General features: G+C 75.3%; 9 protein-coding genes. 1 reads left to right on the top strand and 8 read right to left on the bottom strand.

What is annotated here, in order from left to right; translation table 11 throughout:
* Positions 1-114: 114 nt before the first annotated feature.
* Positions 115-1,293 carry a baeRF2 domain-containing protein gene (locus WAA21_RS03760; RefSeq protein WP_336921424.1) on the bottom strand — a complete coding sequence of 393 codons (1,179 nt, stop codon included), beginning with the start codon at positions 1,291-1,293 and terminating at the stop codon, positions 115-117.
* 37 nt (positions 1,294-1,330) lie between these two features.
* Positions 1,331-2,728, bottom strand: a complete 1,398-nt coding sequence (locus tag WAA21_RS03755) for a dihydrolipoyl dehydrogenase family protein (protein WP_336921423.1) — start codon at positions 2,726-2,728, stop codon at positions 1,331-1,333.
* A gap of 337 nt (positions 2,729-3,065) precedes the next feature.
* On the opposite strand from WAA21_RS03755, the gene WAA21_RS03750 reads away from it, so the two are divergent.
* Positions 3,066-4,004 carry a type IV toxin-antitoxin system AbiEi family antitoxin domain-containing protein gene (locus tag WAA21_RS03750; RefSeq protein WP_336921422.1) on the top strand — a complete coding sequence of 313 codons (939 nt, stop codon included), beginning with the start codon at positions 3,066-3,068 and terminating at the stop codon, positions 4,002-4,004.
* Between the two features lie 721 nt (positions 4,005-4,725).
* Here the strand turns inward: WAA21_RS03750 and acs are convergent.
* The 6 genes from acs to WAA21_RS03720 all read right to left on the bottom strand — a co-directional run bounded on the left by acs (position 4,726) and on the right by WAA21_RS03720 (position 11,686).
* On the bottom strand, positions 4,726-6,711 hold the full coding sequence (acs, locus tag WAA21_RS03745; RefSeq protein WP_336921421.1) for an acetate--CoA ligase: 1,986 nt from the start codon (positions 6,709-6,711) through the stop codon (positions 4,726-4,728).
* A 151-nt stretch (positions 6,712-6,862) separates the two neighbouring features.
* The gene (locus WAA21_RS03740) at positions 6,863-8,482 is read right to left on the bottom strand and encodes a solute symporter family protein (protein ID WP_336921419.1); all 1,620 of its coding nucleotides are present in this window, start codon (positions 8,480-8,482) and stop codon (positions 6,863-6,865) included.
* Entirely contained in the window at positions 8,479-8,772 is a 294-nt protein-coding gene (locus tag WAA21_RS03735) for a DUF485 domain-containing protein (RefSeq protein WP_336921457.1), read from the bottom strand. Before WAA21_RS03735 ends, WAA21_RS03740 begins: the two co-directional genes overlap by 4 nt.
* 180 nt (positions 8,773-8,952) lie before the next feature.
* Positions 8,953-10,548, bottom strand: coding sequence for a sodium/solute symporter (locus WAA21_RS03730; protein WP_336921418.1), 1,596 nt, complete (start codon positions 10,546-10,548; stop codon positions 8,953-8,955).
* On the bottom strand, positions 10,545-10,928 hold the full coding sequence (locus WAA21_RS03725) for a hypothetical protein (protein ID WP_336921417.1): 384 nt from the start codon (positions 10,926-10,928) through the stop codon (positions 10,545-10,547). The genes WAA21_RS03730 and WAA21_RS03725 overlap by 4 nt, the downstream gene beginning before the upstream one ends.
* Positions 10,925-11,686 (bottom strand): LytR/AlgR family response regulator transcription factor, encoded by a 762-nt coding sequence (locus tag WAA21_RS03720; RefSeq protein ID WP_336921415.1) that lies wholly within the window; start codon positions 11,684-11,686, stop codon positions 10,925-10,927. Before WAA21_RS03720 ends, WAA21_RS03725 begins: the two co-directional genes overlap by 4 nt.
* Positions 11,687-11,691 lie beyond the last annotated feature (5 nt).

Here is an 11,691-nt window from a genome sequence, read left to right as displayed (position 1 = left end):
CCGAGGGTACCCGGGCCGGGCGACGCAGCCCTCCCTGCGAGCGGTGCACGACGCGGGAGGTGGCCCTCGGGGACGCCGCGGGCACCCCCGTCCTGGGTGCCCGCGGCGCGCGCGTCAGTCCCCGGCGGTGGGCGTCGCGGGGCGCACGTCGAAGCGCAGCAGCGCCCCGACCCCGCCGTCGAGCACGCCCGAGACCCCGTCGACCAGCTCGAGCGAGGCGTCCTGCGCGACGCAGGCGCGCACGAGCACGTCGAGCGCGGGCGCGGTCAGCGGCTGCTCGCCGCCGAGGTCGCTGACCTCCTGCTCCGTGGTCCCCACGAGCGTCGGCTGCGTCGCGTCGGTGGCGAGGACCGCCTCGCCCAGCGCGTCCGCGTCGACGAGGAGGGTGTCGACCGCCGCGCGCTGCACCGCGCCGACGACCCCGGCCAGGCCGGCCGCCGCGAGGCGGTCCTGCCCACGGGCCGCCTCGAAGCGCGCGACGACGTCGGCCATGCGGGCCAGCCGCACCTCGCGCAGCGCCTCGGCCACCTCGGCCTCGAGCGCGTCACGGTCCACGCCGTCGGCGCGGCCGCCGGCCCGGAGCCAGCGCAGCCGCTCCCCGAGCGGGCCGGAGTCCAGCGCGTCGCGCACGAGGCCGCACGCGTGCGGGTCCCCGGTGAGCAGCACGACGTCGGGCGCGTGCGCCTCGGCGAGGCGCCGCACCCGCTCGACCACCGCGTCGGCGTTGCGCTCGAAGGAGTCCTCGACCCGCTGCTGCATGCGCCGGTGCGACCACGCCCCGCCGCGCACCTTGTGCAGCACGTCGTGCCCGCCCTCGACGTCGTCGGTGCGCACCGTCCGGCCGAGGAAGTCCACGACGGTGACGTCGGCCCCGCTGTGGTCGGCCTCCACGAGCAGGTACGGCACGGCGGAGTCCAGGGCGCGCAGGAGCGGCGTCAGCGACGGCACCGCGCCGAAGGTCGCCTCGTCCTGCGTCGGGCGCTGCTCGACGAGCAGGTCGAGGAGCGGCTCGTCCGGTCGGTCGACGTCGACGACGAGGTGCCGGCCCAGCTCGCCCGCCGCGCCGGTGGCCGCGGTGACGCGTTCGTGGACGGCGTCGATGACGGGCTCGGGCGCGCCCTGCTCACCGAGGCGGTCCCGCACGGCCTGCCAGTGCAGCTCCGTGGTGTGACCGCCCTGCGGGTCGGTGCGGGTGACGTCGACGTGGACGGTCGCCACGGGCCCGTCGGTCGTCACGGTCTCGTTCAGCCAGCCGAGGTGCACGGTGTCCTCCGGTGTCGCGTACAGGTCCATCCGTGCGGTACCCCCGGCGGAACCGGACAAACCGCGCTCAGGGCCGGGCGAGCAGGGCCCGGGCGGCCTCGCCGATGACGGCGCTGTAGGTGGGGTAGGCGAACTCCACGCGCGTGAGCGTCGCGACGTCGGCGCCCGCCGCCATGGCCGTCGTCACCGACTGGATGACCTCGACGGCGGCCTCGCCCGCCGCGTGCGCGCCGAGCAGCACCTCGCGCCGGCGGTCGGCGACGAGCTTGAGGAAGCCCTCCTCGCGGTCGTCGATGATCGGCCGCTCCACGTCGGCGTAGCGGACGGTCGCGACGACGACCTCGCGGTCGCGCTCACGGGCGGCCTGCTCGGTGAGGCCGACGCCCGCGTAGTCGGGGTCGGTGAAGCCGCCGCTGGGCATGAGGTGGTGCGGGGCGCGGGCGGTGGGCCCGAGGACGGCGTTGCGCGCCGCGGCCTCGGCCTCGACGTGGGCGGCCTGCACGAGCATCGCCTGCTGGTTGGCGTCGCCCGCGGCGTAGACGTGCTCGACGTTGGTCCGCAGGTACTCGTCGACCGGCACCGCGGAGCCGTCGGTCTCGACGCCGGCGGCGTCCAGCCCGAGGCCCTCGGTGTCCGCGGGCCAGCCGGTGCTCATGACGACGACGTCGACGGCCCTGCTGTTCTCGCCGTCGCGGTCGCGCCAGCCGAGGCGGATGCCGTCCTCGTGCCGTTCCAGACCGGTGACGGTCTCGATGCCGGTGCGCACGTCGACGCCGTCGGCGTCGAAGGAGGCGCGTACGACCTCGGCGATGGACGCGTCCTGGCCGGGGAGGATGTCGGGGGCGACGTCGAGCAGGCTGACCTCCGCGCCGAAGGCGCTGAAGACCGTCACGAGCTGTGCGCCGGTGTTGCCCGCACCGACGACGGCGACGCGGCGCGGCACGTCGGGCAGGTCGAGGACCTGCTCGGGCACGTGCGCGAGCCCGGCGCCCGGTACCGGCAGGCGGCGCGAGCGGCCACCCACGCACAGCACGACCTGGTCCGCGCGGAGCCGGCGCCCGCTGTCGGCGAGCTCGACCGTGTGCGGGTCGACGAAGCGCGCGCGGCCCTCGAGGAACAGCTCGGCCCCCGCGCGCGCCAGGCGCTCGGGGTCCGCCTTCGCGTCGTGCACCTTGTCGACGACCTCGCGCACCTTCGCCACCGTGCGCGGCCAGCTCACCGAGTAGTCCGCCACGTCGATGCCGTACGCGCCCGCGGTGCGGATCTCGCGCAGGAAGCGGGCCGTCTTGGCCAGGACGCGCGTCGGCACGCACCCGGTGTTGACGCACGTGCCCCCGGTCCGCCTGCCCTCGACCACGGCGACGCGCGCGCCGAGCTCGGCGGCCCGCACCGCCGCGGCCGTGCCGGCGGGCCCGGCGCCGATGACGAGGACGTCGTAGGGACGGTCGGGGTCGGGGGTGCTCATGGCGCGAGCGTGGGTGCTCCGGCCGGCCTCCGCATGCCGAGGCGTGCGGCGGGGGGGTCCCGACGCGTCCCGGAGCCCGCACCCGGGCGGTCCGGGGGCGGGGGCGTAGACGGGCGGGACGTCCGGATTCCGGAGGTCCGGGCCGGCCTGAGGGGGCGTGCGTGGTCGGGAGGTCCGGATTCCGGAGGCCCGAGGCGGTCTGGCCGCGCGTGCGGGGTCGGGACGTCCGGATTCCGGGGCATCGGGCCGCGGGGTCTGCTCACGGGGCACCGTCTCGCCGCCGCAGCCCTGTGGACGACGCCTCACGGCGCACGACGGGGCGCGGCAGGCTCGTCGCATGTCGCCACCGACCCCGAGCCGCGGCCCCGACGGCACCGTGGCCGACCTGGCCGGGCGTCAGGGTGGCGTCCTGACGGTCGCGCAGCTGCGGGCGGCCGGGGTCGGGGCGGCCGAGCTGCGCCTACGGGTCCGCAGGGGCGACTACCGACGCGTGCGCCGCGGCGTCCTGCTCGTGGATCGCCGGCTGTCGCCCTCGGACCCTCACGTCGCGGCGGCTGCCGTCCTGCTCACCGTGCCGGACGCCGTCGTGGCCGGGGCCAGCGCGGCTCGCGCCTGGGGTCTGCGCTGCGTGCCGGTTCGGCCGCTGGAGGTCATCGTGCCGTCAGGTCGTGGCCTGCTCGCGCGGCCGGACCTGGTCCCGCACGAGTGGCCGCTGGGTGAGGACGAGGTCACCCGGTGGGGCCACCTGCCGGTGACGCGGCCTGATCGCAGCGTCCTCGACGTCGTCCTGACGGTCGACCGGCTCGAGGCGCTCGCGCTGCTGGACGAGGCGCTGCGCGCAGGACTGCTCAGCGTCGACGAGGTGCGCGCGCTGCGGCCCCGGGCGCGTCGGCGGAACCGGAGCGGGCACCTGGCCGACCTGTTCGACCTCGCCGACCCCCGCGCCGAGTCGGCGCTGGAGAGCCGCGTCCGGCTGCGTTGCGTGGAGGGGGGCCTGGTGCCCCACGCGTTGCAGCTCGAGGTCCGTGACGGAGCGTGGCTCGCCCGGGTCGACCTCGCCTTCGAGCGCCCGGACGGCTCGCTGCTTCTCGTCGAGGCCGATGGTGCAGCCGTGCACGGGTCGGTCGAGGCGCTGCACCGCGACCGCGCCCGTGCCAACCACCTGCTCGCCCTCGGGCACTCCGTGCTGCGCTTCACCTGGGCGGACACGCTCGACCCGGCCACCATCCCCGACGCCGTCCGGGCGGCGCTCCGCCCCGCGCGCCGCGCCGGCTGACGTCACCGCGGTCGGGGCGTCCGGATGACGGGGCGCGTGTCCGTGGTCGGGTGGGGTGCGTGGTCGGGGCGTCCGGATGACGGGGTGCGTGACGGTGGTGGGGTGGGGTGCGTGGTCGGGGCGTCCGGATGACGGGGTGCGTGACGGTGGTGGGGTGGGGTGCGTGGTCGGGGCGTCCGGATGACGGGGTGCGTGACGGTGGTGGGGTGGGGTGCGTGGTCGGGGCGTCCGGATGACGGGGTGCGTGACGGTGGTGGGGTGGGGTGCGTGGTCGGGGCGTCCGGATGACGGGGTGCGTGACGGTGGTGGGGTGGGGTGCGTGGTCGGGGCGTCCGGATGACGGGGTGCGTGACGGTGGTGGGGTGGGGTGCGTGGTCGGGGCGTCCGGATGACGGGGTGCGTGACGGTGGTGGGGTGGGGTGCGTGGTCGGGGCGTCCGGATGGAGGCGCCGGTGACCGTGGTGGGGTGGGGTGCGTGGTCGGGGCGTCCGGATGACGGCGCCCGTGACCGTGGTGGGGTGGGGTGCGTGGTCGGGGCGTCCGGATGACGGCGCCCGTGACCGTGGTCGGGTGGGGTGCGTGGTCGGGACGTCCGGATGACGGCGCCCGTGACCGTGGTGGGGTGCCAGCGACCGCCGGGGTCGCCGTGGGACGCCGTAGGACGCCGCAGCGCCCCTCCCCAGCGGACCGGGGAAGGGCGCTCCTGGAGCCGGACCCGGCGTCAGTCCTCCGGCTTGGCGGTCTGCAGCCCGTCCTGGATGAGGCTCATGACCCCGGCGTCGGTGAGCGTCGTGACGTCTCCGAGCTCCCGGTTCTCGGCGACGTCGCGCAGCAGCCGCCGCATGATCTTGCCGGAGCGCGTCTTGGGCAGCTCCTGCACGACGAGCACGCGCTTGGGCTTCGCGATGGCACCGATCTCCTTGGCCACGTGCGCGCGCAGGGCCTCCTGCGGGTCGGCGTCGCCCAGGACGGACTCGGCGTTCCCGCGCAGGATGACGAACGCCACGGGCGCCTGGCCGGTCGTGTCGTCGGTCGCGCCCACCACGGCGGCCTCGGCCACGGCCGGGTGCGACACGAGCGCCGACTCGATCTCGGTGGTCGACAGGCGGTGACCGGACACGTTCATGACGTCGTCGACGCGGCCGAGCAGCCACACGTCGCCGTCGTCGTCCAGCTTGGCGCCGTCGCCCGCGAAGTAGCGGCCGGGGAAGCGCGACCAGTACGTGTCCTGGAAGCGCTGGTCGTCGCCCCAGATCGTCCGCAGCATCGACGGCCACGGCTCCGTCAGCACGAGGTAGCCGCCACCCCCGGGCCCGACCTCGTTGCCCTCGTCGTCCACCACCGCGGCGCTGATGCCGGGCAGCGGCACCTGCGCCGACCCCGGCTTGAGCGTCGTGACGCCCGGCAGCGGGCTGATCATCATGCCGCCGGTCTCGGTCTGCCACCACGTGTCGACGATCGGCGTCCGGTCCCCGCCGATCACCCGGCGGTACCAGACCCACGCCTCCGGGTTGATGGGCTCGCCGACCGAGCCGAGGAGGCGGATCGACGACAGGTCGTGCTCGGCCGGGATCTCCTCGCCCCACTTCATGAACGTGCGGATCGCGGTCGGCGCGGCGTAGAGGATCGTCACGCCGTACTTCGCGCAGATCTCCCACCAGCGGCCCTTGTGCGGGGTGTCGGGCGTGCCCTCATACATCACCTGCGTCGCGCCGTTCGCGAGCGGGCCGTACACGACGTAGGAGTGCCCCGTCACCCAGCCGACGTCGGCGGCGCACCAGTACACGTCCGTCTCCGGGCGCAGGTCGAACACGGTGGCGTGCGTGTACGCCACCTGCGTGAGGTAGCCGCCCGTCGTGTGGAGGATGCCCTTCGGCTTCCCCGTCGTGCCGGACGTGTAGAGGATGTACAGCGGGTTCTCGGAGTCGAACGCCTCGGCCGTGTGCTCCTCCGACGCGCTGTCGACGACGTCGTGCCACCAGTGGTCGCGGCCCTCGGTCCACGCCACGTCCTGCTCGGTGCGGCGCACCACGACGACGTTCTGCACGCTCGCCCCGCCGGCCTCCAGCGCCGCGTCGACCGCGGGCTTGAGCGCCGACGGCGCCCCGCGGCGGTAGCCGCCGTCGGAGGTGACGACGAGCGTCGCCTCCGCGTCCTCGATGCGGCTGCGCAGCGCGTCCGCGCTGAACCCGCCGAACACGACCGAGTGCGCGGCACCCAGCCGCGCGCACGCGAGCATCGTGATCGCGGCCTCGGGGATCATCGGCAGGTACACCGCGACGCGGTCGCCCTGCCCGACACCGAGGGCGGCGAAGGCGTTCGCGGCCTTCGAGACCTCGCGCTGCAGGTCGGCGTAGGTGAGGGTGCGCGTGTCGCCCGGCTCGCCCTCCCAGTGGATCGCGACCCGGTCGCCGTTGCCGGCCTCGACGTGGCGGTCGACGCAGTTGTACGCCGCGTTGAGCCGCCCGCCGACGAACCACTTCGCGAAGGGCGGGTTCGTCCAGTCGAGCGTCTCGGTGAAGTCGGTCTCCCACGACAGCCGCTCGCGCGCCTGCTTCGCCCAGAACGCGAGCCGGTCGTTCGAGGCCTCCTCGTACAGCTCCGCGGTCGCGACGGCCTGCGCGGCGAAGTCCTCCGGCGGCGGGAACCGCCGGCTCTCCACCGACAGGTTCTCCAGGGCGTGCGTGCGGGCGGTCTCCGTGCTCATCGGTGCTCCTTCGCGCGACGGTGGGGCGGGTCAGTGGGGCTGACGGGCGCTGACGTGGCCGCGGGGCCACCGTAGTGACGGCGGCCCCGCGCGGGTACTGCCCGCCCGGGCGGGGGCTCGGGGGCGGCCCCGCCCGGGCGGAGGACGGGGCTCAGTGCGCGACGGCCTTCTCGGCGCCGGCGCCCGTGAGCGAGCGGACCTCCATCTCGGCCTGCTTGGCGTCGTGCTCCGGCGAGGGGCGGCCCGTGACGGTGCCGACCCAGCCGAGGAGGAACGCGAGCGGGATCGAGACGATGCCCGGGTTCGCGAGCGGGAAGACGTCGAAGTCCGCGCTCGGGATCATCGAGGTCTCCGCGCCGGAGACCGTCGGCGACAGGGCGATGAGGACGATGCAGCTGAGTAGCCCGCCCCACATGCTGAACAGCGCGCCCCGGGTGTTGAAGCGGGGCCAGAACAGCGAGTACAGGATCGTCGGCAGGTTCGCGCTCGCGGCGACCGCGAAGGCGAGCGCGACGAGGAACGCGATGTTCTGCCCGTTCGCCGCGATGCCGCCGAGGATGGACACGACGCCGATGACGACGACCGTCCACCGGGCGATGCGGACCTCGGCGTCGGGGTTGCCCTCGCCGTTCTTGATGACGCTGGCGTAGATGTCGTGCGCGAAGCTCGCCGCCGCGGTGATGGTGAGGCCGGCGACCACGGCGAGGATCGTCGCGAACGCGACCGCCGCGATGACGCCGAGCAGCAGCGTCCCACCGAGCTCGTAGGCGAGCAGCGGCGCCGCGGAGTTGACCCCGCCGGGCGCGGCGAGGATGCGGTCCTGCCCGACGAACGCCATCGCGCCGAAGCCGAGCACGAGCGTGAAGAGGTAGAACAGGCCGATGAGGGCGATGGCCCACACGACGCTGCGGCGGGCCTCCTTGGCGGTCGGCACCGTGTAGAAGCGCATGAGCACGTGCGGCAGGCCCGCGGTCCCGAGGACCAGGGCGAGCGCGAGCGAGATGAAGTTGAGCTTCGTGAGGTTGCTCGCGCCGTACTGCTGCATGGGCTCCAGCAGCTGCGGGTTGCCGGCCGCCTCGACGGCCTGGCCGAGCAGCGAGGACAGGTTGAAGTCCGCGAGGGCGAGCACCCAGACGGTCATGAGGGCCGCGCCGCTGATGAGGAGCGTCGCCTTGATGATCTGCACCCAGGTCGTGCCCTTCATGCCGCCGACGAGCACATAGACGATCATGAGTGCGCCGACGACGGCGATGACGAGGGACTGACCGGCCGTCGACTGCACGTTGAGCAGCAGCGCGACGAGCCCGCCGGCGCCGGCCATCTGGGCGAGCAGGTAGAAGAAGCTGACCGCGAGGGTCGCCGTCGCCGCGGCCATGCGGACCGGGCGCTGGCGCAGCCGGAAGGACAGGACGTCGGCCATCGTGAACTTGCCGGTGTTGCGCAGGAGCTCGGCGACGAGCAGGAGCGCGACGAGCCACGCCACGAGGAAGCCGATCGAGTACAGGAAGCCGTCGTAGCCGTTGACCGCGATGGCGCCGGCGATGCCGAGGAAGCTCGCGGCCGACAGGTAGTCGCCCGCGATGGCGGTGCCGTTCTGGCCGCCGGTGAAGGACCGGCCGGCGGCGTAGTAGTCCGCGGCGGTCTTGGTGTTCTTCGAGGCGCGGAACACCACGACGAGGGTGACGGCGACGAACAGGACGAAGATCCCGATGTTGACCAGCGGGTTGCCGACCGCCTCGGTCGCGGCGGCGGACAGCGGCAGCGCGCTCACCGGTGCTCCTCCAGCCGGACGAGCGCCCCGAGCTTCTCGGCCTGCGCGTCGAGGTTGCGGTTGGTCCAGCGCACGTAGGCGATGGTGATGAGCGCAGTGGACAGGAACTGCCCGAGGCCGAAGAGGATGCCGACGTTGACGTTGCCGAACACCGGCGTGGCGAAGAAGTCCGTCGCGTACGCCGCGAGCAGGACGTAGGTGAAGTACCAGACGAGGAACGCGACCGTCATGGGGAAGACGAAGCGGCGGAAGGCCCGGCGCAGCGCCTGGAAGTCCTCGCTCGCCTGCACCTCCTGCCAGGACGTGACGCCCCCGTCGTGGTGCGGGGCGCTGGCGCCGGGGGCGTCGTGGCGCCCTGGGTCGTGGGTCGTGCTCACGGGACCTCCTCGTGCCGTGCGGTCGCGGCGGTGCGACCGGTCTCGCGACAGGGTGGGGGCGGCACCGGGCGCTGCGCGCGCATCCGGTGCGCGTCAGCGACGAGCGGTCGTCGGCCCGCGACGAGCGGTCGGCTCGGGCCGGTGCAGCAGCGCGGCGGGCACCCCGGCGGGCGCCGCGGTGCGAGGCCGGCCCGGCGGCCGGACCCGGTCGCGACGGGCCGCCCACAGGGAGCCGACCACCATGACCGCCGCGGCGAGCGGCACCGTCCACGCCGCGGGCTGTCGCAGCGCCTCCCCGAGCGGCCCCGGCGCGGCGTCCGCGACCCCCGTGAGCGTCGCGACGGCGGCGCCCGCGGCCGCGGCCCCGCCGACACCCATCCCCAGCAGCGCGGGACCGGTCCGGAGCCCGTCCCACCAGATGCCGAGCAGCAGCAGCGGCGCGAACGTCGAGGCGGCGAGGGCGAACGCGAGCCCGACCGTCGCCGCGAGCGGGACGTCGACCCCGAGCAGCGCGACGCCGACGGGCACCGCGAGCGCGGCCACGGTGGCGAGCCGGAACCGGCTGACGGCCGTGCGGTCGCCCGCGGGGTCGGGGCCGCCCCGGCTGCCGCGGGCCGTGCGGCCGGGCTGCGGCACGAGGTCGCGCGCGAGCACCCCCGACACCGCGACCGTCAGCCCGCTCGCCGTCGAGAGGAAGGCGGCGAAGGCGCCGCCGAGCGCCACCGCCCCGAGCACGACCCCCGCCGTGCCGGGCAGCGCGAGCTGGGGCAGGTCGACGACGACGGTCTCGGCGCGCCCCGGCCGGGCGAGCTCCGGCGCCCACAGCAGCCCGAGGACCGCGTACACCGGCGGCCACACGTAGAACAGCCCGAGCAGGCCGATGACGGTGCGCGTCGTCCGTCGCGCGTCCCGCCCGTCCGGGTTGGTGTAGAAGCGCGTGAGCACGTGCGGCAGCCCCATCGTGCCGAGCAGGAGCGCGAGCAGCAGCGAGTACGTCGCGTACAGGTCGCCGGGGTCGCTGCTCGGCACCCACCAGCCCGCGGGCGCCGTCGGGACGGGCGCCCCCTGCCGGCCCCACAGCGCCAGCAGCACGCACGCCGGGACGGCGACGGCGGTGAGCTTGAGCCAGTACTGCACCGCCTGGACGATCGTGATGGAGCGCATGCCGCCGCCCGCGACCGCCCCCGCGACCACGGCCGCCACCACGAGGGTGCCGAGCGTGCGCGGCAGGCCCGTCGCCGTCGCCCACACCAGGCCCGCGGCGGTGAACTGCGGCAGCAGGTACAGCCAGCCGACGACGACCACGACGAGCGCGGAGGCCCGCCGGGCCTCGCGCGAGCCGAGGCGCAGCTCGGCGAAGTCGGGCAGCGTGTAGGCGCCCGAGCGACGCAGCGGCGCGGCGACGAACCCGAGCAGCAGCAGGTAGCCGACCGTGTAGCCGATCGGGAACCACAGGGCGTCCGCGCCCTCGAGCAGGACCAGCCCGGCCACGCCGAGGAAGCTCGCCGCCGACAGGTACTCCCCGCCGATCGCGCTCGCGTTCCACCACGGCCGCACCGCGCGGCTGGCGACGTAGAAGTCGCCCGTGGTGCGGGAGAAGCGCGTGCCGTAGGCGGCCACGAGGACGGTGACGGCGACGACGAGCGTCACCGACACGAGCGCCGCGTACTGCTGCGGGCCGAGGGTCACGGCGGCCCGTCCCCGGTGCCCTCGCCGACGAGCTCCACGTACTCCGCCTCCGTGCGCTCGGCGCCGTTGACGTGCCAGCGTCCGACGAGCCAGAAGACGGGGTAGGTGCCCACCGAGAGCACGAGCCAGGCGAGCGGCACGCCGAGCACGGGCAGCGAGACCAGGCCGGGGGCGAGGACCGCGACCAGGGGCAGCAGCAGCAGCGGCAGCACGACGACGAGCAGGGACAGCACCGACCAGCGCAGCTGGGTGCGGCGCAGGTCGCGGTCGTACACCGACACGACCTCGGGGCTCTGCGCCGGGGAGGGCACCCGTCCGCGCAGCGGCACGCTGCGGGTGACGCGCACGCGCGCGGGCCGCCGGCGCGGGTGCTCGCTCACCGGACGGCGTCCGGGTCGCGCTCGAGGCGCTCGCGCACCTCCCGCGCGTGCCGCCGGGCCACGGGCAGCTCGCGCCTGAGCGCACCGTCGCCCACGACGAGGCTGTGCCGACCGTCCTCGCTGCGCAGCTCGCGCACGGCACCGACGGCCACGAGCAGGCTGCGGTGCGTCCGGACGAAACCCGCGCGCGACCAGCGCTCGTCCAGCTGCGACAGCGTGGAACGCAGCAGGTGCGAGCCGGTGGCCGTGTGCAGGCGCACGTAGTCGCCCTGCGCCTCCGCCCACAGCACCGAGCTGCGCTGCACGAAGCGCGTGACCCCGCCGAGCTCCACCGGCAGCGTCTCGTCCGCCGGCTCGGTGCTCGCCACCCGGTCGGCCACCTTGTCGGTGACGCGCCGCAGCGCCGCCGCGAGGCGCGCCGGGCGGACGGGCTTGAGGACGTAGTCGACGACCTCGAGGTCGAACGCCGCGACCGCGTGCTCGTCGTGCGCGGTGACGAAGACGACGGCGGGCGGGCGGGGCAGCCGCCGCACCGCGCGCGCCAGGTCGATGCCGTCCAGGCCGGGCATGTGGATGTCGGACAGGACGACGTCGACGTCGCCCGCGCCGAGCCGGCGCAGCGCCTCGTCGGCCCGCGCGACCGTCACGACGTCGCCGACGACGTCGTCGCGCTGCAGCAGGAACGCGAGCTCCTCCCGCGCGGGCTGCTCGTCGTCGACGACGAGCACCCGGAGCCGCTCGGCCCCGTCGGCTGCCATGCGCG

This window comes from Aquipuribacter sp. SD81 (genome assembly GCF_037153975.1).
Taxonomy (GTDB): Bacteria; Actinomycetota; Actinomycetes; order Actinomycetales; family JBBAYJ01; genus Aquipuribacter.
Note: the sequence above shows the minus strand (reverse complement) of the source record. Positions and strands in the feature narration are given on the sequence as shown.

What these genes read in the sequence shown, in the direction of transcription:
- WAA21_RS03720 (WP_336921415.1), bottom strand. Translation starts at nt 11,686, where the DNA reads ATGGCAGCCGACGGGGCCGAGCGGCTCCGGGTGCTCGTCGTCGACGAC.
- acs (WP_336921421.1), bottom strand. Translation starts at nt 6,711, where the DNA reads ATGAGCACGGAGACCGCCCGCACGCACGCCCTGGAGAACCTGTCGGTG.
- WAA21_RS03760 (WP_336921424.1), bottom strand. Translation starts at nt 1,293, where the DNA reads ATGGACCTGTACGCGACACCGGAGGACACCGTGCACCTCGGCTGGCTG.
- WAA21_RS03750 (WP_336921422.1), top strand. Translation starts at nt 3,066, where the DNA reads ATGTCGCCACCGACCCCGAGCCGCGGCCCCGACGGCACCGTGGCCGAC.
- WAA21_RS03755 (WP_336921423.1), bottom strand. Translation starts at nt 2,728, where the DNA reads ATGAGCACCCCCGACCCCGACCGTCCCTACGACGTCCTCGTCATCGGC.